The 25,671-nt window shown below is 46.1% G+C and carries 25 protein-coding genes; all 25 read right to left on the bottom strand.

Annotation, left to right across the window (positions count from 1 at the left end):
• Positions 1–16: 16 nt before the first annotated feature.
• Positions 17–2,116 carry a flagellar biosynthesis protein FlhA gene (flhA, locus tag AB4517_RS01805; protein ID WP_136979579.1) on the bottom strand — a complete coding sequence of 700 codons (2,100 nt, stop codon included), beginning with the start codon at positions 2,114–2,116 and terminating at the stop codon, positions 17–19.
• A 210-nt stretch (positions 2,117–2,326) separates the two neighbouring features.
• The gene (gene flhB / locus AB4517_RS01800) at positions 2,327–3,457 is read right to left on the bottom strand and encodes a flagellar biosynthesis protein FlhB (protein ID WP_017060671.1); all 1,131 of its coding nucleotides are present in this window, start codon (positions 3,455–3,457) and stop codon (positions 2,327–2,329) included.
• A gap of 9 nt (positions 3,458–3,466) precedes the next feature.
• Entirely contained in the window at positions 3,467–4,249 is a 783-nt protein-coding gene (fliR, locus tag AB4517_RS01795) for a flagellar biosynthetic protein FliR (RefSeq protein WP_017060672.1), read from the bottom strand.
• Between the two features lie 6 nt (positions 4,250–4,255).
• The gene (gene fliQ / locus AB4517_RS01790) at positions 4,256–4,525 is read right to left on the bottom strand and encodes a flagellar biosynthesis protein FliQ (protein WP_029235191.1); all 270 of its coding nucleotides are present in this window, start codon (positions 4,523–4,525) and stop codon (positions 4,256–4,258) included.
• A gap of 11 nt (positions 4,526–4,536) precedes the next feature.
• The gene (gene fliP / locus AB4517_RS01785; RefSeq protein ID WP_372147805.1) at positions 4,537–5,466 is read right to left on the bottom strand and encodes a flagellar type III secretion system pore protein FliP; all 930 of its coding nucleotides are present in this window, start codon (positions 5,464–5,466) and stop codon (positions 4,537–4,539) included.
• Positions 5,453–5,893 (bottom strand): flagellar biosynthetic protein FliO, encoded by a 441-nt coding sequence (gene fliO / locus AB4517_RS01780; protein ID WP_050652153.1) that lies wholly within the window; start codon positions 5,891–5,893, stop codon positions 5,453–5,455. Before fliO ends, fliP begins: the two co-directional genes overlap by 14 nt.
• Positions 5,893–6,303 (bottom strand): flagellar motor switch protein FliN, encoded by a 411-nt coding sequence (fliN, locus tag AB4517_RS01775; protein ID WP_004736208.1) that lies wholly within the window; start codon positions 6,301–6,303, stop codon positions 5,893–5,895. The genes fliO and fliN overlap by 1 nt, the downstream gene beginning before the upstream one ends.
• A 29-nt stretch (positions 6,304–6,332) precedes the next feature.
• Positions 6,333–7,376 (bottom strand): flagellar motor switch protein FliM, encoded by a 1,044-nt coding sequence (gene fliM, locus AB4517_RS01770; RefSeq protein ID WP_372147803.1) that lies wholly within the window; start codon positions 7,374–7,376, stop codon positions 6,333–6,335.
• Positions 7,377–7,383: 7 nt separating this feature from the next.
• Positions 7,384–7,872: a flagellar basal body-associated protein FliL gene (fliL, locus tag AB4517_RS01765; RefSeq protein WP_372083982.1), complete on the bottom strand. Its 489-nt coding sequence runs from the start codon at positions 7,870–7,872 to the stop codon at positions 7,384–7,386.
• Positions 7,873–7,962: 90 nt separating this feature from the next.
• On the bottom strand, positions 7,963–9,411 hold the full coding sequence (locus AB4517_RS01760) for a flagellar hook-length control protein FliK (protein ID WP_372147802.1): 1,449 nt from the start codon (positions 9,409–9,411) through the stop codon (positions 7,963–7,965).
• Between the two features lie 182 nt (positions 9,412–9,593).
• On the bottom strand, positions 9,594–10,031 hold the full coding sequence (gene fliJ / locus AB4517_RS01755) for a flagellar export protein FliJ (protein ID WP_017060679.1): 438 nt from the start codon (positions 10,029–10,031) through the stop codon (positions 9,594–9,596).
• Positions 10,032–10,050: 19 nt separating this feature from the next.
• Positions 10,051–11,370: a flagellar protein export ATPase FliI gene (fliI, locus tag AB4517_RS01750; protein WP_102429082.1), complete on the bottom strand. Its 1,320-nt coding sequence runs from the start codon at positions 11,368–11,370 to the stop codon at positions 10,051–10,053.
• Entirely contained in the window at positions 11,370–12,170 is an 801-nt protein-coding gene (gene fliH / locus AB4517_RS01745) for a flagellar assembly protein FliH (protein ID WP_372147801.1), read from the bottom strand. Before fliH ends, fliI begins: the two co-directional genes overlap by 1 nt.
• A gap of 124 nt (positions 12,171–12,294) precedes the next feature.
• Entirely contained in the window at positions 12,295–13,356 is a 1,062-nt protein-coding gene (gene fliG, locus AB4517_RS01740) for a flagellar motor switch protein FliG (protein ID WP_372147800.1), read from the bottom strand.
• Positions 13,349–15,091: a flagellar basal-body MS-ring/collar protein FliF gene (gene fliF / locus AB4517_RS01735; protein ID WP_017064120.1), complete on the bottom strand. Its 1,743-nt coding sequence runs from the start codon at positions 15,089–15,091 to the stop codon at positions 13,349–13,351. Before fliF ends, fliG begins: the two co-directional genes overlap by 8 nt.
• Before the next feature lie 16 nt (positions 15,092–15,107).
• The gene (gene fliE / locus AB4517_RS01730) at positions 15,108–15,419 is read right to left on the bottom strand and encodes a flagellar hook-basal body complex protein FliE (protein WP_017060684.1); all 312 of its coding nucleotides are present in this window, start codon (positions 15,417–15,419) and stop codon (positions 15,108–15,110) included.
• Positions 15,420–15,551: 132 nt separating this feature from the next.
• On the bottom strand, positions 15,552–16,961 hold the full coding sequence (locus AB4517_RS01725) for a sigma-54 dependent transcriptional regulator (RefSeq protein WP_017064121.1): 1,410 nt from the start codon (positions 16,959–16,961) through the stop codon (positions 15,552–15,554).
• A gap of 33 nt (positions 16,962–16,994) precedes the next feature.
• The gene (locus AB4517_RS01720; protein WP_017060686.1) at positions 16,995–18,035 is read right to left on the bottom strand and encodes a PAS domain-containing sensor histidine kinase; all 1,041 of its coding nucleotides are present in this window, start codon (positions 18,033–18,035) and stop codon (positions 16,995–16,997) included.
• Positions 18,036–18,219: 184 nt separating this feature from the next.
• Positions 18,220–19,686 carry a sigma-54 dependent transcriptional regulator gene (locus AB4517_RS01715; RefSeq protein ID WP_017064122.1) on the bottom strand — a complete coding sequence of 489 codons (1,467 nt, stop codon included), beginning with the start codon at positions 19,684–19,686 and terminating at the stop codon, positions 18,220–18,222.
• Positions 19,687–19,914: 228 nt separating this feature from the next.
• Positions 19,915–20,325 (bottom strand): flagellar export chaperone FliS, encoded by a 411-nt coding sequence (gene fliS, locus AB4517_RS01710; protein WP_004736194.1) that lies wholly within the window; start codon positions 20,323–20,325, stop codon positions 19,915–19,917.
• A 12-nt stretch (positions 20,326–20,337) separates the two neighbouring features.
• A complete protein-coding gene (locus tag AB4517_RS01705; RefSeq protein ID WP_017060688.1) occupies positions 20,338–20,643 on the bottom strand; it encodes a flagellar protein FliT in 306 nt (101 codons plus the stop codon).
• 3 nt (positions 20,644–20,646) lie between these two features.
• Positions 20,647–22,674 (bottom strand): flagellar filament capping protein FliD, encoded by a 2,028-nt coding sequence (gene fliD / locus AB4517_RS01700; protein WP_372147799.1) that lies wholly within the window; start codon positions 22,672–22,674, stop codon positions 20,647–20,649.
• A gap of 22 nt (positions 22,675–22,696) precedes the next feature.
• Positions 22,697–23,122 (bottom strand): flagellar protein FlaG, encoded by a 426-nt coding sequence (gene flaG, locus AB4517_RS01695; protein ID WP_017066380.1) that lies wholly within the window; start codon positions 23,120–23,122, stop codon positions 22,697–22,699.
• Between the two features lie 77 nt (positions 23,123–23,199).
• Positions 23,200–24,330, bottom strand: coding sequence for a flagellin (locus tag AB4517_RS01690; RefSeq protein ID WP_372147798.1), 1,131 nt, complete (start codon positions 24,328–24,330; stop codon positions 23,200–23,202).
• Between the two features lie 757 nt (positions 24,331–25,087).
• Positions 25,088–25,671: flagellin (locus AB4517_RS01685; protein ID WP_372147797.1), on the bottom strand; the 584-nt coding region annotated here is incomplete at its 5' end.

Here is a 25,671-nt window from a genome sequence, read left to right as displayed (position 1 = left end):
GTTCTAATTAGGCGGCTTAATTACCAACAGCTTGTACTATACGTATCTGCTTTTCGTCCGGTATTTCTTGGTAAGACAAGACTCGCAAGCTTGGGATCGTGTTCTTCACGAACTTAGCCAGAGTCGAACGCAACACGCCAGAGGTCAATAGTACCGCGGGCTCACCTTTCAGCTCTTGCTCTTGTGTAGCGTGGCTGAGAGAGGTCTGTAAACGTTCGGCTAAACCAGGTTCAATACCAGCAGATTCTCCGCCGGATGCCTGCATGGTTTGATGCAAGATTTGTTCCAGCTCAGGAATCAAGGTTATCACTGGTAACTCGGGCTCTATACCATTGATTTCCTGAACAATTAATCGTTTCAATGAGATGCGAACCGCCGCAGTAAGTATGTCAGGTTCTTGACTCTTACCTGAATACTCCGACAAAGTTTGGACTATGGTTCGAATGTCACGAATTGGAATCGCTTCATTCAGCAGGTTCTGTAGCACTTTCACAACCACACCCAACTGCAATTGATCCGGTACAAAACCTTCCACCAGCTTAGGTGTTGAGCGGCTGAGCATCTCAAGTAAGTTCTGAACTTCTTCGTGGCCAATGAGCTGCGATGCGTTGTTGGTTAGCAGCTGGCTAAGGTGTGTCGCCAGTACTGTAGAAGAATCTACAACGGTATAACCTAGAGCTTGTGCGTGTTCACGCTGCTCTTCACGAATCCAAACCGCTTCAAGGCCAAAGGCAGGGTCAATCGTCGGCTCGCCATCGATCATGCCATAGACTTGGCCCGGGTTAATCGCGAGCTCCATGTCTGGCTTAATCTCAGCTTCACCCACAGCAACACCCATCAGGGTAATACGGTAGCTGTTTGGTGTCAGTTCTAGGTTATCGCGAATGTGTACCGCTGGGATCAAGAAACCAAAGTCTTGAGACAGCTTTTTACGCACACCTTTAACGCGTTCAAGCAATTCACCACCTTGGTCTCTATCAACCAAAGGAATTAAACGGTAACCCACTTCTAAACCAATAATATCGACAGGTTGAACATCATCCCAAGAGAGCTCCTTCTGAGAGCCTACTTCTCCATTCGCTTCAACTGTCGCCGGAAGGTTAGGCTCTTCCGCCTTCTTCTTGTTCTTTTTATCGATGTAATACGCCCCCGCGCCTGCAACGATGGCAAGGCTCAAGAACGAGAAATGTGGCATACCCGGAACAATACCCATGATGCCAAGGATGGCGGCGGTGATCATCAAGGCTTTTGGATTGTCGAACATCTGGAAGACAAGTTGCTCACCCATATCTTCATCAGTATTTTGGCGCGTTACCATCATCGCAGCTGCAATAGACAGTAATAGAGATGGAATTTGTGCAACCAGACCATCACCGATAGTCAGTAGCGTGTAGATTTCGATTGCTTCACCAAAACCAAGATCAAACTGAGCCATACCAATGCTCAAGCCACCAATGATGTTGATGAATAAGATTAAGATACCAGCGATCGCATCGCCTTTAACAAACTTAGAAGCACCGTCCATCGAACCGTAGAAGTCAGCTTCTTTGGTGACTTCAAAACGTCTCAGACGCGCTTGGTCTTGGTCGATCAAACCTGCGTTCAAGTCGGCATCGATTGCCATCTGTTTACCCGGTAAGGCGTCTAACGTGAAACGCGCGCTTACTTCCGAGATACGACCCGCACCTTTGGTTACAACCATGAAGTTGATGATCATAAGAATCAAGAACACCACTAAACCAACCGCGTAGTTACCACCGATAACCACGTTACCGAAGGCTTCAATCACGTTACCTGCCGCGTCGCCACCTTCGTGACCATGGAGCAATACCACACGTGTCGAAGCAACGTTCAAGGCCAATCGAAGTAGAGTCGCAATCAGCAGGACGGTTGGGAATGCAGCGAAGTCTAAAGGCCTGCGGGTATATACCGAGACCAGTAGCACAACCATAGACAGTGCAATGTTGAAGGTGAAGAACATATCCAACAAGAAAGCTGGAATGGGCAACACCACCATAGCAAGCGTTGCAAGTACCATAATAGGTGCACCAATCGCAGGCATGGCACGGTTAGGGATTTTAGGTAGCTTGTCCGCAAAAGGCAGGGAGAATTTCATAAATCTAGACAGTTTCGCTATGTTGTAGCTCTCTGAACAAGTGGATTAGGTCTTAGTCAGGGCTGTTTGCTATGGGCTTATAATGTTCAGGCTACTACAGCAAACACTGTACCAACATCTCACGTCAAATTATCGCCATCACCTCTATAAAAGGAAGATTAGCTAGCTCGCTATTATCAGGGTTCATCACGCAGAGCTCAAGCAATTGATCTAATGACGTAAATCAGGTGGGATCGGCATATTAGAATCTTGCAGTTTTGGTCGCTCACCACCTCGTTTTCGGTACTGTTTAAGCTGGAAAACATATGCAAGCACTTGTGCAACTGCCGTAAACAGACCGTCAGGAATTTGTTGTTCTAGCTCAGTGGTGTGATAAAGCGCCCTCGCCAATGGCGGCGCTGGAACTATATAGATGTCGTTTGCACGCGCAATCTCTCGGATCTTCATCGCCATGTGGTCGACACCTTTAGCAACCACAATTGGTGCTTTGTCTTGATTCTGCTTATAGCGCAGCGCCACTGAAAAGTGTTCCGGGTTGGTCACAATCACATCCGCTTGAGGAACGTCTGCCATCATGCGACGCTGAGCCGCTTCCCTTTGAAGCATACGAATTCGGCCTTTCACTTCCGGCTTACCTTCAGTGTCTTTGAATTCGTCTTTGACTTCTTGTTTGGTCATCTTCAATTGATCGGCGTGTTGCCAGATCTGGAACGGGATATCAATCGCCACCACAATAAGCAGCGAGCAACTGATCAACAGGATGAAATTGAGCAAGATATCCAAGGCATGGAAGATGTTCTGTGGGTACACATCCATACTCAGCTGCATTAAATCATGCTGAGAGGCTTGAATCAGATAAATCGCCATCCCCGATACGAGCGCTACTTTAAGAATAGACTTGAGCAGTTCAACCCAGCTTTGCAGGCCAAACATACGCTTGATGCCACTGAGTGGGTTGAGCTTAGACGCCTTAGGCATTGCTGCTTGCATTGAGAAGTTAATCCCACCGACACCCGCAGCGCCGATGACGGCAGCAACAAACAAGGTTATCAGTATCAAAAACAGCGGGAACAGCAGGTTCACCAGTGCACCACCAGCGATTTCTAGGAGTTTGTTAGTGTCAAAAATTTCGTCGCGACTCAAAGAGAACAGACGTTGCATGGCCTCGAACAAAGCCTTCGCCATCGATTCGCCAAACCACATTAATGCAATTGCACCGACAATAAGTACCGACGCTGACGCTAGCTCTTTTGACCTTGCAACCTGCCCTTTCTCTTTGGCCTGTTGCAAGCGTTTGGGCGTGGCGTCTTCTGTGCGTTCTTGACCGTCTGACTCTGCCATTTCAGTCTCCTAGCAATCTAACCGGATTAGACGACATATCTGTTGTTCGCCCTGCATCCAAAATAGCTCATAGTGACTATATAAGCCGCCAAGGATGTACCAACAAAGCAACAGACCCACGAGTAGCGCAAATGCAAAACCCAAAGAAAAGATGTTTAACTGAGGTGCCGCACGCGTCATTACACCAAAAGAGAGGTTAATCGTTAGCAGCGCGATAATGCCCGACAAGGACATCGCCAATGCCGTTTTGAACATGATACCGAGCCACAATGCGAGCTCTCGAAAATCAACAGAGGTCAACGATCCACTGCCAATCGGCAAGGTCTTAAAACTAAACACCACCAGCTGCAGCATTTTCAAGTGACCATCGGTCGCCAAGAAGAACATGGTCGCAAGCAGCATGAACAGTTGACCAAGTACCGGCGTGTTTTGCCCGTTAGCCGGGTCGACCATTGAGGCAAAACCCAAGCTCGATTGCATACCCAAGATCTGGCCGAGCATGACGAAGGTTTGAATCATGAACTGGGTAACAAAGCCCATGGCCACGCCAATCACGATCTGTTCAAAGACAGTCAGGAAGCCTTGAAAGGACAGAAGTTCAATCTCTTTGGGAACGGCCGGAATCGCAGGCATCACCGCAAAAGTGATCGCCAAGCCTAAATACAGACGAATACGCGGCGACACGAAGCGTGCCCCTGTTACCGTCATCACCATCAGCATCGCTGAGATGCGAGTGTATGGCCAAAAATAATTGGCTAACCACTCTAGTACAAGGCTCGTTGGGTATTCCATATCGGTTTAATACAGAACTTGCGGCAAGCGTTCGATGAGCTCAAAAAAGAACTCCATCATCATCTGGGTCATCCAGTGTGCGAATAGCATCAACGCCAACAAAGTTACGATCAAACGCGGCAGGAAACTTAGGGTTTGTTCGTTGATTGAGGTCGCAGCTTGGAAAACAGCCACAACCAAACCGATCAACAGGCTAGGAATAATGATGGCGCAAACCATGATTAATACCATCCAAAGGGCATCTCGGAACAACTCTACGAATATTTCAGGATTCATTATTCCCCCAGCTACAAGGCAAAACTGCCGGCGAGTGTGGAGAGTATCAAGTTCCAGCCATCAACCAGAACAAACAGCATCAACTTAAACGGCAGCGATACAATCATCGGTGACAACATCATCATACCCATAGCCATCAATACCGATGCCACCACCAAGTCGATGATTAAGAACGGCAAAAACAGCATAAAGCCGATTTGGAAAGCCGTTTTTAATTCCGATGTGATAAATGCTGGAATCAGAACCGCCATCGAAACATCTTCAGGGTTAGTCACTTCCGCACCAGAAATCTCAACAAAGGTTTCAAGATCTTTGATTCGAGTCTGTTTAAGCATGAAGGATTTAATCGGTTCTTGGGCAACATCAAATGCCTGTCGTGCCGAGATCTGTTCATTAAGATATGGCTGAACTGCTTGTTCGTTCACTTGGTTAATCACTGGCGACATGATGAAGAAGGTCAAGAATATCGCAATACCAATAATGACTTGGTTAGACGGTGTTTGTTGTAGACCCATCGCCTGACGCAAGATAGACATCACTACCACAATACGAGTGAACGATGTCATCAAAATCACCATCGCCGGCAAGAAGCCAAGCATGGTCATTAACGCGAGAATTTGCAGGTTAATCGAGTAGTCTTCACCGCCATTGGCATTGGTTGTCATGGTAAAGGCAGGTATGCCGCCACCATTGCCAGTTAAGCTGCCCGTGGTCATGGTTGTCGATTTGGCTTGGTCTTGTTCCATCGTGCTGATAGTCACCGATTCCGAGCCAGCGGTATTCGCAGGAATGACGGTGCCGTCTTCAGCTTGTGCAAATACCGACACACTGAATATGATTGAGCATAGGAGAATAAGCTGAACCAACCACACTTTCACCGTTCGGAAAACTCCGGCTTGGTGAAAGTAAGATGAGTTCAAAAGTCCGTTACTTGTTTGCATCTTTTTTTATTAGCTGGGAAAGCTGACTTGAAAATGTACTTTTTTCCAGCATCTCCTGAGTAAGAGGTTTATCAAGCTTAGAGATCAGCTGAATCGATTGTGTGGTAATCCCTACCAAGAACTGTTCATCACCCGCTTGCACAATAGCGATGCGCTCTTTAGTACCAACAGGGATTTGCCTAACAATCGCCAAACCTTGTTGATTCGACATCGCAGGTACTTGCATTCGCTTGAGTAGCCAAGCAATAAATAAAATGAAGGCTATAACGAAAATTAGCGACCCAAAGGTGGTCGCTAAATCGAGAGAAGGCGGTGTTGCTGCAAAAGCAATGGAAGGAACCGTTAATAGCCCTACTCCCAAGATTCCTCGTAACAAACCTGTCATTCCGAGAGAAGAGCCCGCTAGTCTTTGAGACAAAAAGCTCATTAACGCAGCTTCTTAATTCGTTCTGTTTGGCTAATAACGTCAGTCAAACGAATACCAAATTTGTCATTTACTACAACCACTTCACCGTGAGCAATCAGAGTACCGTTAACCATCACATCTAGTGACTCACCAGCAATTCGATCAAGCTCAACAACCGAGCCTTGGTTCAATTGGAGTAAGTTACGAATACTGATCTGAGAGCGACCAACTTCCATCGAAATAGTCACTGGAATATCCATAATGGTATCCAGCTTACGACGCTCATCTTCAGAAATCGGAGATGATGAATCGGTTAGCTCATCAAGTGGTGCCGCAAGCACATCATCAACATCAATTGACGGCGCTAAAGGATCTTCACCAAGTGCTGCAGCCCATTCGTCTGCTAGCTTTTGATCTTCACTAGGTTCCATTACCAATTCCTATACTTTTATCTATTTTGCTATTCGTCATCATCGCTGTTTTCGAGTTCAGACATTAAGTCTTTACCTAGAAAAGCGAGATCAGTTTTGACCACACTCGGTCTTCGAATTTTTTCCGAAATCTGTACCGCAAGTTTTTCACCTGAACGTCCCATTTTCACACGATACGTTGGCAGTTCTTCGACAAACATCGTCGCGTGCTCAGGCATGTTCATGGGGATAACGTCACCAGGACGCAGCTCCATCAGATCTCGCAGGGAGATGTCTTGCTCTAACAAGTTCACACGGAAATTGACGGGCACATCCATGATCTCATCACGCAGTGCGGTGCTCCAACGAACATCGGTTTCCATTTTGTCTGATTGAACACCCGCATCAAGCAGTTCACGGATCGGCTCAACCATGGAGTAAGGCATGACAACGTGGAAGTCACCACCACCGCCATCCACTTCAATGTGGAACGAACTCACAACAATCACTTCGGTTGGGCTCACAATGTTCGCCATACTTGGGTTCACTTCGGAATCCAAGTATTCAAACTCAACCCCCATCACTGGCGACCAAGCTTCTTTGTAATCTTCAAAAACAATTTTCAGCAGTAACTGAATGATTCGTCTTTCAGTAGGCGTGAATTCACGACCTTCAATCTTGGCGTGGAAACGACCATCACCGCCAAAAAAGTTCTCTACGAGAATGAAAACCAGACGAGCTTCCATGGTGATGAGTGCCGTACCTTTCAATGGACGGAAACGAACCATGTTTAAACTGGTGGGTACATACAATGTGTTTTGGTACTCACCAAACTTCATCATCTGTACGCCGTTGATCGACACTTCAGCCGTTTTACGTAACATATTAAACAAGCTGATACGCATATGACGTGCGAAGCGCTCGTTAATAAGTTCAAGGGTCGGCATTCGACCACGGACGATTCGATCTTGAGATGAGAAGTCGAAATTGACCGCATTGTCATTTTCGGTTTCTAAGACATCTTCAACTTCTTCAACATCATCAACGCCATGTAACAGCGCATCAATTTCGTCTTGGCTTAATAAATCGGTCACAAATTACCTATTGAATTACGAAGTCAGTGAATAACACTTTTTCAATCACAGGCTGGCCAACAGCTTGAGCCAGGCTTGCTTTAATATCTTCTGTTGCCTTATTACGCAGTTCCACGCGGCCTGTTGGTGAGCGCAATTGATCAACCGTTGCCGAAGCGAACGTGGCCAGTAGCGTACTTTCTACAAGTGGAGAGTGGTAACGAGCCAGGTCTTTATTCTTACTGCCACGTACCATGAGCTGTGCTTTTATCTGAACTAGGCGATCTTTTTTGTCACCTGTCACATTAAACAAGAAGGGCTGAGGAATATTAACATACATAACCGGCTCTGCAGCGACCACAGCCGTTGCTGGCTGAGACTGAGATTCAGAGGCGCTATCGTCAGAACCTAAGAAAAAGTACAGCGCACCACCTATACCAAGCAGTAACACAACTACGGCAATAATAATTATAAGGAGCTTGCTCTTCCCTTTAGGTGCATCTTGTTCTTCGGCCATATCTTACTCTAACTTCCTGTTCTTGCGATTAACTGATGGTTCTTTTTATTAACTGGTTTTTTCTATTAACCAAGCGTTCTTAGCCTGATATTAGGCATAATAACTAATTCCATCACGCTTTGATGCGACATTCAATTCAAGATTGCTGCCACTATCAAGGTTTTCATCACCTTGCGTATCATTTGTGCGGTTAGCGCCGGATTGTTGCTCACCATTGTTGTATCTATCTTGTCCCTGACCGGAGTTCTGTTGTTGAACAGACGAATCGGCAAGCTGCAGACCTTGCTGAGCAAGCATCTCTCTCAAGCGAGGTAAGGTTTGTTCAATCACATCTCTCGCTTGCTGATTACTCACCGTAAAGTGCACGTTTGCCACGTCATTATTCATGGTCATGCGGATTTTCATTTGGCCCAATTCTGGTGGGTCGAGACGAATGTCCAAGTTCTTAAGGTTCTTAGACATCATCATTTGTACTTTTTCAGCCACTTGCTCATTGGCTAGCTCTTTGGTGAGCTGTAAGGGCGCTTGTTGAGCAGCTTGAATTTCAGCTCGCGTAGGTGCTGAACCCACCGTTGCCGTACCTTGTGCACTAGCCGCTGAAGCGATCTGCTGAGCAAAGGTCGAATCTTTAGAATCTTCTTTAGCACCCGCTTTACCCAAACCAGACAGTGCTGCTGCACCGGCGCCCGCTTTAAGAAGCGTATCAGTCGAGCCTGCTGTTGATGCTGCCGCAGCTAAGGCTTTAGTTTCGCTTGAATCCGTATTATCCCAATCGATAGCAGTGGGTTCACCAGACGCACTGTTCGCAGCCTTAGCTTGTTGTGTCGCCTTATCCGTAACGGAAACTCCTGCAACAGAAGCACCGGTGATATTACCTTGGGCTTGTTCTACCTGACCTTGCTGAGGCAAGCCTTTGCCGTTTGGCGCTTGATTTAGGGTTTTGTTTGCCTCATCCAATTGACCAAGCAATTTATTGCCTTCGCTCATCGCTGCATTGGCTTGCGATGCCTGCGTAGCACCATCTACCGCTGATGGACCCTGAGTTTGGGATTGAGCAATATGTTCTTTAGATTCGTTAGTCGTATCCTGCGCATCTTTACCATCTGCCTTATCTGCAACAGTCTTATCAGCGACAGTGCTATCAGTGCCCGAATTGGCTTTGAGCTGAGCCTCAGATCCAGACGCAGCCTCTGCTGATGTTTTATCAGCAGCTTTCTCGCCTTCTACTTCTGAAGCTGCTTGCTTGCTTTGCGCTTCGCTCACTTCGTCAGTAGCCTTTGATTCAGCGGAATCACCTTTGTTCGCTTCGGCTGACGCTTCACCTTCGGTAGATGTCTGTTTAGTATCAGGTTTCGCAGTGCTTTCTGTGTCTTTTGCTGCGACTTTACTGTCACTTTCTTCAAAGCCGAGCGCTTCTTTAAAGGACTCAAAGAAACCTTTAGAGTCGCCGGTTTCTTCTACCTTGGAAGAGGCAGAACCGGTGTCCAACAACGATGACATTTTGTTGGTCGCTGAATTTGAGGAAAGACTAACATTCATATATACAAGCTCTATCTACTAGCTTTGCTGCCATGAATCAGGCAACAAAAAGAAAGTCGGATGCTTTTCATGCCTTTGGTGGGCATAACGCGCAATTTTATATAAAACGGAGCAAGAAACATGCCTATAAGTTCGGTTTTCACAATATAGAGAACAGCACTGACGTCATTCGTGGCTTAGGATCACATCTTCTTTCGGCTGTATAACAGAGTCGAAAACTCATCCATTTGCTTTTGTTCTCTTCGATCTTGCAGCTTTGCTTTCTCTTTCTGCTTTTTCTCCATCAACCACTCGTAGGATTTACGTTTTTTGCGTAACTCCATCCAGTAGCTTTGGCAGTTGTCGACTTGATTTTTAAAGTGGTGCTCGGCTTCTCTCTGTTTGGATAATGTTTCATCCAACTGAGTTAAGAAGCGGTTCAAGTGACCATATTGGCTCGCCGTTAAGCCTGCCTTGCCGCGGTCAACGAGCTGCTGACAGTAATCCAGTCGATACTTTTCAATCTGCGCAACCTGCTCATAGTAGCCTTGCAGCTCAGAGTTCGCTTTGTTGAGCGCAAGTACCGCTTGGTTCTCTTGATCTTTGGCTTGATCGAGCAAAAATTCTAATGCGTTATCCATGACTAACCTTATTCACCCGTTAGCCACCCAATACATGTTTCAACATGTTGACGCACATGTCGTATGGGACGGTCTCTTTCATCTTCTGCTGCAAGTACTCATCCAGTTTTGGTTTCAACGTGAAGGCACTATCGATTGCTGGATCCGTTCCTGGCTTGTAAGCACCAATCGACACCAAATCTTGGTTTTTACGGCAGATAGACAGCACTTGCCTTACCGCTTTCGACATCAAGACATGTTCTTCAGTGGTGATTTGCGGCATAACACGACTGACGGATTTCTCAACGTCAATCGCTGGGTAGTGACCGGCATCGGCCATCTCACGAGATAACACAACGTGACCATCGAGAATTGCTCGCGACGCATCCGCAATCGGATCTTGTAAGTCATCGCCTTCGGTTAACACGGTAAAGAAAGCCGTGATAGAACCTTGTTCATCATTGCCGTTACCTGCTCGTTCTACCAGCGCAGGAAGCTTAGCGAAGACTGATGGCGGATAGCCCTTGGTTGCTGGCGGCTCACCCACAGACAGAGCAATTTCACGCTGAGCTTGAGCAAAACGGGTCAATGAATCCATGAGTAGCAGAACATCTAAGCCTTGGTCGCGGAAGTACTCGGCGACAGCCAACGCGGTTTGACAGCCTTTTAAGCGCATCAATGGTGATGAGTCGGCAGGAGCGGCAACAACAACCGAACGCTTACGGCCATCTTCACCAAGAATCTCTTCAATAAATTCTTTAACTTCTCGTCCACGCTCACCGATTAGGCCTACGACCACTACTTGCGCAGTTGTGCCTCGAGTCATCATGCCCAGAGTTACGGATTTACCGACACCAGAGCCAGCAAACAGACCGATACGTTGCCCTTTACCCACGGTTAGCAAACCATTAATGGCTTTCAAGCCGACATCGAGTGGTTCAGAAATCGGTTTACGAGCTAACGGGTTGATTGGCTCCGCATTAAATGAAGCGCGTTGCTCTGTATAGATTGGACCTAAACCGTCGAGTGGATTACCTACGCCGTCGATCACTCGACCGAGCAGTTCCATTCCAACAGGGATACCACTTTCGGTAGTCATTGGCGTGACGCGAGCGCCAGGTAAGATCCCGGTGATTTGCTCACTCGGCATCAAAAATAGGTTATCGCCAGAGAAACCGACGACTTCGGCTTCCATCTGACCAGACATGGTTTCGACTAAACACAAACTGCCGATTGGCGCTTTACAGCCGGTCGCTTCAAGCGTTAAGCCAACAACGCGTACTAATTTACCAGAGGCAATTGGTCGCGATTTTAGCCCCTCGACTTTGTACTGACTGAGACGATTCACTAACTCAAGCATTACTCATGACCTTGGTGACGATTTGCGCCGCAGAAATTTTGAATAACGTTCTTTACACGATCTTCCATGCGGTAGTTAACGCTCGACTCACCCGCTTCAATTTGTACATCACCACGGTTGAGTGCTGGCTCTGCGACCAGCGTCCAATTACGGCAGTCCAATTCAGTCTCGCCATACGCAGAGCGAATGATCGCCACATCTTCCGGATTGAGTTTCAATGTGATTGCGTGACCAGAAATCGGCAACGACTCTACCGATTCTTTAACGGTATTTAATATGATTTGTGGGTTGGTTTGCACTTCAACATGAACCACTTCTTTGACCATCGTAAGCACCATGTCGACCAATTGCTTCTCCACCTGAGCGTTCATCAACTCTAATGGTTGAGCGAACTGGTTTGCCAGCCCCATGAAGACGGCCACCTGCTGTTGAATGTACTCTTGACCCGCGGTTACGCCTTCAAGCTTGCCGGCTTCGTTGCCTTCTTCGTGACCGGCAGCAAAACCTTCTTCTTTGCCTTTTTCATAGCCTTGCTTAAAGCCCGCCTCTTGGCCTTGATGCAGCCCTTCCTGATAAGCGCCTTGTTTAATCAGCTCAATTTGCTCTTCAGTCAGAACCAGCTCTTCATCTTCAATGGCTTCTTCAACCGTTGGCATCCAACTAGGGTCGTAGTTAAAAGCGGTTTCTTTGGCTTGTTTGCTCACGTCAGAGGTGTAGTCAGGCAGCCCCCATTTCTGAGGTTGGGCAACCGTATTATCTTCTTCAGGGCGAAGGAAGCCGCGTTTTCTATCACCTGACATATCAGTACCTATCTATGAGTGGCTTAACTGTATTGTGAATTCAAGCAGTTAAACTGAGTTAATCTGTGGTTCGAGATTGGATAAAGAAAAGCCCCAACAGTGTGGGGCTTTTGAGATTTCTGTATTAAAGGAACTCGTCGGCGCCACTAGACAGCATAATTTCGCCACTGTCTGCCATCTTCCTCGCGATACCCAAAATCTCTTTCTGAGCCGCTTCAACATCAGAGACTTTGACTGGCGGCATCGCCTCAATATCGTCTCTCATCATATCGGCAGCACGTTTAGACATGTTCTTGAAGATCTTCTCACGTAGACCTTCATCTGCACCTTTAAGTGCTTTCTGTAGAATATCTTGTGGAACATCACGTAGTAGTCGTTGAACACCTTGGTCATCAACTTCAATAAGGTTTTCAAAGACAAACATCAGATCTTGAATCTGTGTTGCCATGTCTTCGTCTTGGTCACGGATTTGATCCATCAAGACGCCTTCCACGTTGTTATCCATGTAGTTCATGATCTCAGCCGCGGCTTTCAGGCCACCAATTTTGGCAGCTTGAGCACCCGCTTGACCCGCGAACTGTTTCTCCATGATTTCATTCAGTTCAGCAAGCGCCGAAGGTTGAACTTCTTCAAGGTTGGCAATACGCATCATCAGATCCAGACGAACTCGCTCTGGGAACTGAGACAGGATCTCAGCCGATTGATCGGCATCGAGGTACGACAACACAATAGTTTGAATTTGAGGGTGCTCGTTGATGATAATGCTCGCCACCTGACGAGGATCCATCCACTTAAGCGAATCCAAACCTTTCGAACCTGTGCCGAGAAGGATTTGGTCAACAAGGTTATTCGCCTTGTCTTCACCCAGAGCAGCAACTAACGCATTACGCATGAAGTCTTCGCTGCCCATACCAATGTTGGTGTACTTCTGAATATCATCTAAGAAAGCACGGTGCACAGCGCCTACTTTCTCTTGGGATAGGTCTGTAGCTTGCGCCATCGCACTACCCACACGCTGAACCTGCTTTGGCTCTAGGTGACGAATAATACCAGCAGCATCTTCTTCATTTAAACTGAGCAACAAGATCGCAGCGCGCTCATCGCCTGAGATAGAGCCGATATCCACGCTAGAGACATCAAGCACTTCACCGCCTTCAGTTTGTTGTGGAACTATTTCGTTAGCCATCTACCATCCAATTCTTAACTACTTGAGCTGCTAGCTCTGGTTCATTCGCTACAAGTGCACGTACTGCTTTCAGCACGTCCTCGTCTTTATGAAGGTTTGGTAAGTCGATACTTGAACCAAATTCAAACAGCTCACCACCTTCAATATCACCACCAATTAAGCTGGTTTCGCCGTCGGCACCAATTGGCATGCCATCAGGTCCGTACATCTGTTCATCGTTGTCTGCTGCTGGGTTAAGCAGTTTCTTCATTGCAGGGCGAACAAGTACCAACACCACCACAATGATAACCAAGGCACTTGCAAACCAACGAACCCAATCATTGAAGTTTGGATGCTCCCAGATTGGCACATCAGCAACAACATCTGTTACTTGAGGTGCAAACTGCATGCTTAATACGTTGAGCAAATCACCACGAGTTTCATCAAAGCCCACCGTACCAATCAGTACTTGGCGAATCGCATTGATTTCGCTCGCCGGGATTGGCGTATGAACCACTTCACCCGTATCTGGGTTCAAGGATTGGCGGTCTTTGATCGCAACAGAAACCGTCTGACGATTAACCGTGCCGCTCTGTTTACGTTCATGACTGATGGTGGTGTCTAGCTCAAAGTTTCGAGTCGCTTCTTTGTGAACAGAGCCTTGACCTGTCATCGCGCCGTCTTTCATCTGAGCCACATCTTGTGGAATTGAGGCATCCGCTGGAGGCTGGTTACTCAACGCACCCGGAATACCCGCCACCGTATTTCCATTGTTGTAATCTTCTAAGGTGTATTCACTTCGAGTCGCCGGTGTATTCGGATCAAAACGTTTTCTGGTTTGCTCCACAGCACTGAAATCGAGCTGGATATCAACCTGAGCGGTGTAGTTACCAAACCCAAGAATAGGAATCAGGATGGAGTCAATTTTTTCACGCAGCGCTTGTTCTTGATTGCGCTCTAACTCGTGTTCTTTACGACGCGCCGCTGACATAGGGTCTTGAGAGCCTGAGCTCAACAATCGGCCATGCTGATCGGTCACCGTAATACGTGAGGTTTTCATTCCCGGAACGGCACTTGCCACCATATCCACAACAGAATCAACTTCTTGCTGCTTGAGGTTAGTACCTGTTTTTAGAGTTAGGAATACAGAAGCAGAGGCTTCTTGATTATGACGTACAAAAACACTCTGCTTCGGCAGGGCCAATAAAACCTGAGCTTTACGCACCTGTTTCATCTGCTCAATGGCTTTGGCAAGTTGTCTTTCGCGGCTTAATTTAAGGCGTTCTTGTTCTAAACGTTGTGATACACCAAAACCCATGTCTTGCATGAGGATGTCATCACCCGCGTTTCGCTCTTGATTCAAACCCGCTCGTACCATATTAAGCTTTAATGAGTTGTACTCACTCGCCGGTACTGAGATGGTATTGCCTTCAAGCGTGTACTGGATCTTTTGCAGATCCAAGTAATCAAGAACGGGGATCAATTCTTCTGTTTCGTAAGCCCCTAATGGACGCATTTCTGGCTCTTTTACCCAGAAAAACAGCATCACAATCAGCGCTACACAGATAGAGATAGAAAGGACTAAGACGACCTGACGAAGTAAATCGAGATCACCGACAGCCATATCGAACTTCGATGAACTGCGTTCACCTAGATCGGGATTTTGCCCTTCTCCGTCTAGCTCAGAGCCTGCAATCAGTGCGTGGTCGTTGCTATCGCTTACGGTTAAATCTGTTGTTTGACTATTATCTGCCACTATTTAACTACCCAACTTATACCGGCATATTCATCAGCTCTTTGTACGATTCGACCAATTTATTTCTAATTTGGATCGTCGCCTCAAAAGCCACACTAGATTTATTACGAGCAATCATCACGTCCGATAGGGATACGCTTTGGTCGCCACTATCAAAACGAGCTTGAAGATCACCTGAGGTCTTTTGTAATGAGTTCACATTATTGATGGCATTAGTCAGCATGTTGCCAAAATCTGCACCGACCGCTTGCCCCGTTGCTGCGGGACGCGCGCTGGCAGCTTCGACCATCATCGCCTGCATTTCGCCTTGTAAACCATCTATTCTCATCTACTACCTCAGGAGTCAAAATTATGACCATCTATTTAGCTATATTATTGACAGAGCAATTAGCGTGCCACACATTAAATTGACTAGATATCGTATTACACTAGTCAGAAAGCTGACACTACTAATCTATCCTCAGTTTGGGATATCTATTCCAGCATCGCGCATTTTAGCCAACTTGTAACGCAGTGTACGAGGGCTAATACCCAGTTTTTCAGCCATATCTTTGCGTCGACCATTACATGCAATCAGGGTTTCAAGAATGATCGCATACTCTTGATCTCTAAGCTCATTACCTAGCCCTTCGCTGCTAGCCGCGATTTTATTGATTGGGTTTGCTTCGGCAATAGGCTTGATTTCTGGCGCAGCTACGTCAGTGCCTTCGACGATTTGTTGTAGGCTGCTTGCGTCTTGCCAATCGACACCTTCAAGAAGGATATGCTCACCAGAGATGTTCTCTTGTTCGCTCAATATTAACGCACGCTGTACCACATTGTCTAATTCGCGAACATTGCCCGGCCACGGATAATTGACGAGTTTACTGATCGCTTGTGCTGACATAACCGGTACAGGCATACCAAGTTTGGTGCAGTGGCGCTCGACTAAGTGCTTGGCTAAAGGCTCAATATCGCCTTTACGCTCGCACAATGGAGGCCAAGAAATTGGGAATACATTCAAACGATAGTATAAATCCTCACGGAAATTCCCTTCAGAAACATACTGTTTAAGGTCTCGGTTACTGGTCGCTAATACACGAACATCCAATTTGATGCTCTTACGACTACCTAATCGCTCAACTTCGCGCTCTTGCAAAACACGCAGTAGTTTGGCTTGTAGGCTAAGATCCATTTCACTGATCTCATCCAACAGAATTGTACCGCCCTGCGCTTGCTCGAATTTCCCCGGGCAAGCTTGAATAGCGCCAGTAAATGCGCCTTTTTCATAACCAAACAGGGTCGCTTCTAACATGTTGTCTGGGATCGCCGCGCAGTTAATCGCGACAAACGGGCCATCTTTTCGGCTAGAAGCATTGTGAATGTAGCGAGACATGACCTCTTTACCAGAACCACTTGGTCCCAACACCATGACGTTGGCATCGGTTTTAGCCACCTTATCAGCCAACATCATTAGCTTGATGCTTTTCTCATCGGCAACGATAGCGTCGCCGTTGTCATCCGACTTTACAGGCGCATAACGGCTGACCATGTTGAGCAGCACTTCTGGCGCAAATGGCTTTGCCATATAGTCGATAGCGCCCTCTTTCATTGCAGCAACGGCATCTTCGATGTTGGCGTACGCTGTCATTAGCAATACCGGCAAATTTGGCCAATGCTGCTTAATGTTTCTCAATAGTGCCAAGCCACCCATGCCCGCCATCTGCACGTCAGATACGACAATATCAACGGAGTTCGATTTTAATTTGACCAGAGCATCTTCCGCACAATCCGCTTCCAGCCATTCATAGCCAGCAAGCGCGAGTGTGTCGACAAGGGCTTCGCGTAGACCTTCATCATCTTCGACGATTAACACTTTGCTTTGAGCCATAGGATTCTCCAGTGTAAATTCAGTTAAAACTTATTAGTCTTCAGAAGAAGCACTTCTTTCAAGCGGTAGACACATGGTAAAGCATGCGCCGTCGCCTTCTTCTGATATCAATTCCAGTCGGCCTTCATGTGCTCGACATACCATTTGTACAACCGCTAAGCCTAGACCTGTACCTTGTGAACGAGTGGTAAAGAAGGGTTCCATTATTTTACCTTGAAGCTCTTTCGGTACGCCGGGGCCACTGTCTTGCACTGATATCTTAAGCTCGCCATTTACGGGCCTAAAAAACACATCGATCTGCGATTCCTTACCCGCAATTTGAACCGCGTTCAACACTAGGTTGCTTAACGCTGAGGCGATAGCATTGGCGTTGCCGAACATTTGAGTCTGTTCGCCCTCAACTTCTTGGCAATAATCAATCTGGTTAGTTTTCAATGCCGCTTCCACCATAGGGTGAAATTCAGTGATCAATTCAGCCACAGTAAATGGCTTAACGACTTTGTTGTCACCACCTTTGGCAAACAACAGCATGTCGTTCACTTGCTTCTCTAAGTCATGCAATCTATCCATAAGCTTAGATTGAAAACGCGTTTTTGTTGCCGGCGGCAGATTTGGCGCGGCAAGGTTTGATGCATACAGCATCGCACTTGAAAGCGGCGTTCGCACTTGATGGGCAAGCGAGGCCACCATTCTACCTAATGAAGACAAACGCTGAAGATCACTCACGCGAGACTGCAATAGTCGGGTCTCGGTCAGATCGGTAATCAAAATCAGCTGACCCGTGGTAGAGGCTGAAATCGCCAAACGCACTTTTCGCCCGTTCTTCAATGAGATCTCATGACCGTCATCGTCTTTTGGGTCAAAGGCACTTTGAATCACTGAAAACCACTTCTCGCCAACCAACTCAACACCAAGAATACGATGCGCTTCAGGGTTCGCTTCTCTCACTTCGCCGTGTGTATCTAACAAGATAACCCCTGCTGGCATCACGTCGAGTACTTGCTTATAGCGCTCAACCTGCTGTTCAACAGAATCTAGGTGTGATTGATTTTCTGGTTCGTTAGATACGCGCATGTCAAAAATTTGCCTCAAATACTAAAACAGCCTGAGACGTACAACACGAGTCAGGCTATTTGCTATATTTATCACATAGTTAAGCAAGCAACAACTCGACTATGGTTTATCTGTTCACTTAGCTAGAGTTACCAAATAGCTAAAAAGTGTGTGCTAGTTTTTCGTTTTCATCGAAAACTGGACACTATCGCTGCAAGTTATATTTACGCATTTTTTCAACCAGAGTGGTTCTACGCATTCCAAGCATGTCAGCAGCACGAGCAACAATGCCGCCCTGCGCTTCCAACGCTTGATTGATCATATTCACTTCCATATCCGCGAGTAGCTCTTTCAAGTTAACCCCTTCTGGCGGTAACTCTTGAGGCGCATTAGCATTGTCGGCAATATCATCTTGCTGATCAAAACTGAAATCTTCTGAGAATAAGTCAGCAAGTGCATCACGCTCTTGCTCCTCTTCAGATCCAAAGCTATTAAACTCTGGCTGGAACTCAGGGATATCGCTGTATCGATATTTAGTTGGCAGGTGATTCACATCAACCAAGCTGTTTGGATACAAGATAACCATTCGTTCAACCAGGTTCGCTAGTTCACGAACGTTACCTGGCCAGTAATGCTCCATCAAAGAGTTGATAGCACGAGCCGTGAAACAGATAGGCATGCTGCCTTCCGCTTCCATTCGAGTCATCAGCTCTTGAAGCAACAGTGGAATATCTTCTTTACGATCTTGAAGCGCCGGCATTTCAATCGGGAATACATTTAAGCGGTAGTAAAGATCTTCACGGAACGAATCATCGTCGATCATATCTTCAAGGTTGCGGTGGGTTGCCGCAATCACTCTAACATCAGCTTGTATGGTGCTATTGCCACCTACACGCTCAAAGCATCGCTCTTGCAGTACTCGTAGCAGCTTAACTTGCATCGCCATCGGCATATCGCCAATTTCATCAAGAAACAGTGTGCCACCTTCAGCCAATTCAAAACGGCCTTTACGTGCGGTAATCGCCCCAGTAAATGCGCCCTTCTCATGACCAAACAGTTCACTTTCAAGCAAATCAGGTGGAATCGCGCCACAGTTTACAGGAACAAAAGGCCCTGAACGACGTTTAGAGTGATAGTGAATGTTACGCGCTACGACTTCTTTGCCTGTACCAGATTCACCAAGAATTAGCACGTTCGCTTCCGTAGAAGAGACTTGTTCAATTAAGTGACGTACTTCTTGAATGCCAGCACTTTGTCCTACTAGGCTGCGAAACAGGGTGTTCTTGCGTGCCGAAGACACAACTTGAACACCTTTGCGGCCTAAGAAGTCTTTACAGTGTCTTAATGCATCACTTAATTGCGGGTAGTTAAGAGGAAGTTCAAGCTCACCAACATAGTTAGTCAACTCGTCAACCGGGTGATTGTTTTTGCCAATCACCAGTAAAGGGATGTGATTGGCGTGAACAAGCTTCTCATTCAGTAATGCGTTGAAGCCTTTACCTTTAATGGTACCAATAATGCAGCCGGCCCACTGTAGTGACCAGTCAACTTTACGTGCTTGTTCAGAGCTGATTACTTCGCAGCTCTCTCCTACAAACTCTAATATTGTGCTTAAATTGTGACGATCTTGAGCGTTATCGTCGACGACAAGCAGTTTTGCCAAACCTTGCATAAGTAGGAATTATTGCCTTTATTTTGGTGCGATGCGGAAAAACGGTGAGCGACGTAATCGATAAAACAGAGAAAAGTATCAATGATTATGGTCTACGTGGACAAATTTAGGAAATCAGCAACGAAAAAAGCCATTAGGCTATCTAATGGCTTCTATTTTATTTGATTAAAAAAATAAGGCAACCAACCAATTAAGGGATATGAGATTGGTTAAAACTGCAATTTTTCTTTAAATACCTACGTCAGCGGACGTCAAGTTGTGATATTCGTTCGGAATTTGGTCCCAAGCGCTCTTAATTTCGCGAATAATATCGATAACATCATCAATAGGCTGTGGGTCATTTTTGTGATTTGCCGCAGAAATTTGCGTGATCATGAACTCATAAAGTTGATCTAGGTTTTTCGCAATATCGCCACCATCGTCCATAGATAGGCAACTACGTAGGCTAATAATGATATCTAGAGCCTTACCAAGTCGCTCACCTTTCACTGGGATGTTGCCTGCTTGCATTGCCGCTTTGCCTTGAATCAAACGCTCGATAGCACCGGCCATTAGCATTTGTACAATCTTATGCGGTGAGGCAGCCGTTAGCTGACTATCCACTGATACCTTTTTATATGCCTGTAAAGAACCGCGCATAGTAAACCTCTTCTATAAAAACTTTTTGTATTGTTGAACTGATTTAGCGCCGTGACGGTATTTATGTAGGGTCTTACCTACTCGACTCGTCTCAGACTGCATCAATTCGACTAATTTTCTGGTTCTGGTAATGGCTTCAAACCATTCAGAACTTTGCTTAACGTCGGGATGTGAGTCGATTATTTGAAGCACGTTTTGCAATAACTGTTCTCTGTTATCGACAAGCTGCGTTATTTCTTCAGCATTAATTTCACTAAATTCCAGTTTAGAGATAATTAGTTGATCGAGTTCACAAAGCTCTTGTAGCTGGCTATTCATCTATTAGCCCAACGCATTCATCATACTGCCCAGCTGAGATTGCATCTTACTGGTCGCATCTTGCATGGCTGTGAACTTAGAGTGGGTACGGCTCTCTAGGCTGTCCATGCGGCGGTCGAGCGCGCTTTGGTCATCAACCAAACGGTAGTTTTGCTCGACCAAGCTCTTTTCTCTAGTACGGATTGAACCCGTGATACCTGTGATACCTTGAATCGCATCTTCCACTTTTTTGGCGAAACCGTTGTTGCCACCAAAGAACTCACCCAACTTATCAAAGTTATTGTTGAGTTGACGGTCAAGCATATCGTAGTTGATTTCTAGCGAGCCTTGTCTTGTGGTGGTGATACCGAATTCAGTCAAAGACTTTAGATTGTCTGGCGCACCTTCGATACTTGATGAGAACACCCCTTTCAATCGGGAGTCGGCGTTACGCACTGTACTGTCACCAGAGAGCGGGCCTTTTTGACCAGTCGTTGGATCAACACCCGCGAGGTCTTTCGACACTTGATAGAACTGGTTATAAGAGCTCACAAAGGATTCGATATCTTGGCGAACACTGTTACGGTCGTACTCCACACCAATTTCTGCCGGCGGCTTATCTTTTGGCGTTTTTCCTTTCACCGTAATATCAATACCTTCAATGGCATCTTCAATCACATTGTTATTACTAGAGAGTTGAGCAACACCATCTAGGACAACCATAGAATCTTGGCCAGCCTGAACTTCAGTCATTCCACTATAGGTATCAAAAGATTGCTGTGCTTGTTCAAGGTCTGCTTGCGCTTTATCGACCTTCTCTAAGAGCTCGCGCTCTTCGGGTTCTAATTTGGCACGCTCAATTTTCTTGGCTTGCTCTGCGGTGAGTTCGCCTTTTTGAACTTTCTCAGCCAACTCCGCTTTTTCTTGTGAAATCTTCTCTTCGATACGAGCTTGTTCCGCCTCAAGCTTTTGCTGGGCTTCTTTTGGCGTCACGTAGGAATCCGTCAACGTACCTGAGGCAGCATTTGACCATCCCGGTACATCAGGTGCCTTCTCTATTGCTTTTTCATCAAGCTCAAGTTCTGGTGTATAGTAAGAGTCAAGAAGCGTACCAGAGGCAGTTTCCGTCCAACCTGGGATATTGTCTTCAGGCATCACAGATTTTGCCGCTTTAGCTGCATCAAGAGCTGCTTGGCCGTCGGCGGCGGCTTGTTCTCCGTAGCTAAGGCTTTGAGAGTCTTCGTCAGCAACGGAGGTAGAATCAGTTTGGGATGCAGGGATGACATTGCCATCTTTATCGAGTGTTTCATTCGCCTTTGGGTCATCGCTAGCGATCACTTCATCGATGAGTTCAACGGCTTTTCCTGCAGGGGTTAGAGCTAGAATATCTTGAGCAGCAACGCGCGCTTTCTCTAGCGCTTTAACACGTTCTTCAAGCGTTTTGTATTCGAGTTTTTTTAAGGGATTGGCAGCATCTGACTCAACATTAATGTTGATCTGCTGATCTGAACCAGACTGGTTCGAGGCAATAATAAGTCTTGGACCTTCGACATCGTTGATAATAGATGCACGAACGCCTGGGTTGCTATCTGCACCGTTGATACCACGAACAACTTCGATAAGTCTCGATCTGTCGCCAACTTGCACGTCAAAGCTGTCATCACCAAGCGAAACCTGCAGCTTACCTGGGCCAAATTTCATGTCCTCTGACAGTACATCAGAAGCCACTTTATGGCTTTGGGCAAGCTGCAACACATCGATGGCATATTTGCCAGCGATCGCTTCGGTAGTCGCGGTTGCAGAGACAAGCGCTTCATCGGTACTTTCCACTGTTCGCACAGCAAAAGCTTTTTCCTGACGAAAGTTTGTCATCAGGTTTTTCATCGAATCAAGGGATTCTCTGAGTCTTCCATAGGCACTAATGCTGGTATCGATTCGCGTTCGTTCATTGTCGATTCGTTGCTGTTTAGGTACACGCTCCGAATCAACAATTTTGCTGACCATGGAATTGATATCCATGCCAGACGAAATCCCCATTGGGCCAAAACTCATTAAATCACCTCAATAATACGACTTAAACCTTCACCTCAAATATTCGACTATTCGAGTTTTGGGCTGCTAGGCGTCTTAGAATTTCAAGCATTTCTTCATCAGGGATCTGGCGAATAATATCACCGGTTGTGGTCTCATAAATGGTAACCACATCTCTCCCAGATTCTTCATCGACCTTAAAAGCCACACCTTTATTGAGAGAGGAGATAAACTCGTTTACCTTCTCCACCATTTTGACTCGCTCTTCATCATTTAACTCTTGTCTATGTTGAGCTAATTGAATCGCCGCTTCGGTAGCTTCCTCTTTCGATTTCTCTACCTTGTCATAAGATGTTGCTTCTTTTAGTCGCGAAAGACTCGACGCACTACTACCTTCATCGCTTGCAATTTTAATGCCATTAGGTGAGCCATAAGGCTGGATGTTCGATGCGTTGGATGATATTTCCATAACACTCTCCCTCCTTTATGAGCCAAACAGTAAAACTCTACCCAGAGTAGAGTTTACCGCTACTTACCGAGGTAAGTTTAGCCCAATAAGCTTAGAGCTGCTGATGGTGACTGTTTTGCTTGAGCTAGGATAGAAGTACTCGCCTGTTGTAGGATTTGAGACTTCGTCATAGCTGTTGTTTCTTTCGCGTAATCGGTATCTTTGATACGGCTCTTAGACGCATTAACGTTTTCGTTGATGTTGTCTAAGTTGCTGATTGCATGGTCAAAACGGTTTTGGAAAGCACCTAGAGAAGCACGTTGGCTATCAACAGATTTTAGAGCACCATCAATGATAGATACTGCTTCGTTTGCACCTGCAACAGAAGTTACGTCGATATCGTTAACGGTAACGTCTTTACCAGCACCGATACCTAGTTCGCCCGCAAGGCTGCCGCCAAACTCAACATCACCTTCAACTTTTTGGCTTGAAGCGAAAAGTTGCAGTTTACCGCCTTCACCCACAGACGCTTTAACGTCTTGGCTTTGACCATTGATGTAAGTTGCTAGCTCTTCGATATCGTTGCCTTCTTTAGCAGAGATAGATAGCTCTTGCGCTTCACCAAACTTATCGTTGTATTTGATTGTTAAATCAGCACCCGCACCTACACGCCAAGAAGCATCTTTGCCTTCTGTAACGCCGTAGCTCTTACCACCCATGTCTTGAGTGTCGGTGCGCATGTTCCCCATAGAAAGCATTACCGCCTCACCAGAATCTGCACCGATTTGGAAAGATTGACTACCGTAAGTTCCGTTAAGAAGCTTGTTACCACCAAAAGAAGTTGTTTCAGCAATACGGTTAAGTTCTTTGTTCAGAGCAGATACTTCTTCTTGGATCGCAACACGTTCATATTTGCTGTTTGAACCATTTGAAGATTGAAGAGAAAGGTCACGCATACGTTGCAGAATGTTGGTTGACTCATTCATTGCACCTTCAGCTGTCTGTGCAATAGAGATACCATCATTCGCGTTTTTCACAGCCATATCTAGGCCACGGCTTTGCGACGTTAAGCGGTTAGAGATTTGTAGGCCTGCAGCATCATCTTTTGCGCTATTGATTTTATAGCCAGAAGACAAACGCTCCATTGATTTTTGAGTACCTTCAGCCGCGCTATTCAGGTAGCGCTGAGCCGTCATTGCAGACACATTAGTGTTTACATTAATCGCCATAGTTGATCTCCTTTAGGCATTTTTTAATGCACTTATGTGACTCTCACCTCACACAAATACATGTCAATTTGTTTATGCACCAGTGTCTCTCTCACCTTACATTGGTACATATCATTTCTCTCAATCCCTTTAACGGCCCCTTAATTAGAAGCTTTAATAAAAAATGCGATTTTTTTCGTATTCTTTTCAACAACAAAGAAAAGTGTGATCAGGCTTCAATTAATAGAGCGGCATTCGCTAAAGTTTCGTATCCTCGCTCATTTATAAGTGTTGCCTTGCACATAAAAACCAAAGCCGATCCCTGATATCTCGTTCTACTCGATTCTGGGATGACGGTTAATTACCTCACTGGCTTATGGTTCACTCTTCATTCCTTACAGTGGTAGATAAGAACGAAACAAACTCCTTCCTCAAAAAACTAGATTCCTGATACCTCGTTCTACTCGATTCTGGAATGACGATTGAAAACTATTGTTTGAATCTGAGTAATTATTTACTCGATCTAACCTTGCCAAAGCAGCTATACAGTCTCCACAACCCAACCCCGTCATTCCCTACAGTGAGGAACGAACGCGATAGGGAATCTCGCTTTTGCTCCTGCTTACCAACATTGCACTTTTTCAAATACACCTTCTCCAAATTGCAGGCAATAAAAAACCCAGCCGAAGCTGGGTCTGTTTAGCGCTCATCTCTCACCACGAGCTAATTTGTGGAAGCCTAACGTTGACGCTTATAGTCAACGTAGCTTTTTAATCGATTAACCTAGTAGGCTAAGTGCCGAGTTCGGAGCTTGCTTCGCTTGAGCAAGAATCGAGCTTGAAGCTTGAGAAAGGATCTGAGACTTAGTCATCTGAGTCGTTTCTTTCGCGAAATCGGTATCTTTAATACGGCTCTTAGATGCGTTAACGTTCTCGTTAATGTTGTCTAAGTTGCTGATAGCGTGGTCGAAACGGTTTTGGAAAGCACCTAGCTCAGCACGGTGGCTATCTACATACTTAAGTGCCGCATCGATAATAGCTACAGACTCTTGTGCGCCGCCAACTGATGTTACATCGATAGTGTCAACCGTTACGTCTTTACCTGCTTGAATACCTAACTCACCAGCAAGACCACCAGAGAAAGACACATCGCCGCTCACTTTGTTGTTGCCAGTGAACATTTGTAGCTTGCCGTCTTCAGTTACAGATGCTTTAACAGAATCTTGTTGACCGTTGATGTACGTTGCTAGCTCTTCAATGTCGTCACCCGCTTTTGCGCTGATGTCGATTTCTTGTGCTTGACCGAAGTTATCAGTGAACGACATTTTTAGGTCGTTAGAGCCTGCTTGAACGTTCCAATCTT

Source organism: Vibrio sp. 10N.222.52.C3 (genome assembly GCF_041474195.1).
In the GTDB taxonomy this organism is placed as follows: Bacteria; Pseudomonadota; Gammaproteobacteria; order Enterobacterales; family Vibrionaceae; genus Vibrio; species Vibrio crassostreae_C.
This window is presented reverse-complemented; position numbering and strand designations above follow the sequence as displayed.

Excerpts from the sequence above, each read along its gene's own strand:
- flhA (WP_136979579.1), bottom strand. The coding sequence starts at position 2,116 with ATGAAATTCTCCCTGCCTTTTGCGGACAAGCTACCTAAAATCCCTAAC.
- flhB (WP_017060671.1), bottom strand. The coding sequence starts at position 3,457 with ATGGCAGAGTCAGACGGTCAAGAACGCACAGAAGACGCCACGCCCAAA.
- fliR (WP_017060672.1), bottom strand. The coding sequence starts at position 4,249 with ATGGAATACCCAACGAGCCTTGTACTAGAGTGGTTAGCCAATTATTTT.
- fliQ (WP_029235191.1), bottom strand. The coding sequence starts at position 4,525 with ATGAATCCTGAAATATTCGTAGAGTTGTTCCGAGATGCCCTTTGGATG.
- fliP (WP_372147805.1), bottom strand. The coding sequence starts at position 5,466 with ATGCAAACAAGTAACGGACTTTTGAACTCATCTTACTTTCACCAAGCC.
- fliO (WP_050652153.1), bottom strand. The coding sequence starts at position 5,893 with ATGAGCTTTTTGTCTCAAAGACTAGCGGGCTCTTCTCTCGGAATGACA.
- fliN (WP_004736208.1), bottom strand. The coding sequence starts at position 6,303 with ATGGAACCTAGTGAAGATCAAAAGCTAGCAGACGAATGGGCTGCAGCA.
- fliL (WP_372083982.1), bottom strand. The coding sequence starts at position 7,872 with ATGGCCGAAGAACAAGATGCACCTAAAGGGAAGAGCAAGCTCCTTATA.
- AB4517_RS01760 (WP_372147802.1), bottom strand. The coding sequence starts at position 9,411 with ATGAATGTTAGTCTTTCCTCAAATTCAGCGACCAACAAAATGTCATCG.
- fliJ (WP_017060679.1), bottom strand. The coding sequence starts at position 10,031 with ATGGATAACGCATTAGAATTTTTGCTCGATCAAGCCAAAGATCAAGAG.
- fliI (WP_102429082.1), bottom strand. The coding sequence starts at position 11,370 with ATGCTTGAGTTAGTGAATCGTCTCAGTCAGTACAAAGTCGAGGGGCTA.
- fliH (WP_372147801.1), bottom strand. The coding sequence starts at position 12,170 with ATGTCAGGTGATAGAAAACGCGGCTTCCTTCGCCCTGAAGAAGATAAT.
- fliG (WP_372147800.1), bottom strand. The coding sequence starts at position 13,356 with ATGGCTAACGAAATAGTTCCACAACAAACTGAAGGCGGTGAAGTGCTT.
- fliE (WP_017060684.1), bottom strand. The coding sequence starts at position 15,419 with ATGAGAATAGATGGTTTACAAGGCGAAATGCAGGCGATGATGGTCGAA.
- AB4517_RS01725 (WP_017064121.1), bottom strand. The coding sequence starts at position 16,961 with ATGGCTCAAAGCAAAGTGTTAATCGTCGAAGATGATGAAGGTCTACGC.
- AB4517_RS01720 (WP_017060686.1), bottom strand. The coding sequence starts at position 18,035 with ATGCGCGTATCTAACGAACCAGAAAATCAATCACACCTAGATTCTGTT.
- AB4517_RS01715 (WP_017064122.1), bottom strand. The coding sequence starts at position 19,686 with ATGCAAGGTTTGGCAAAACTGCTTGTCGTCGACGATAACGCTCAAGAT.
- fliS (WP_004736194.1), bottom strand. The coding sequence starts at position 20,325 with ATGCGCGGTTCTTTACAGGCATATAAAAAGGTATCAGTGGATAGTCAG.
- AB4517_RS01705 (WP_017060688.1), bottom strand. The coding sequence starts at position 20,643 with ATGAATAGCCAGCTACAAGAGCTTTGTGAACTCGATCAACTAATTATC.
- fliD (WP_372147799.1), bottom strand. The coding sequence starts at position 22,674 with ATGAGTTTTGGCCCAATGGGGATTTCGTCTGGCATGGATATCAATTCC.
- flaG (WP_017066380.1), bottom strand. The coding sequence starts at position 23,122 with ATGGAAATATCATCCAACGCATCGAACATCCAGCCTTATGGCTCACCT.
- AB4517_RS01690 (WP_372147798.1), bottom strand. The coding sequence starts at position 24,330 with ATGGCGATTAATGTAAACACTAATGTGTCTGCAATGACGGCTCAGCGC.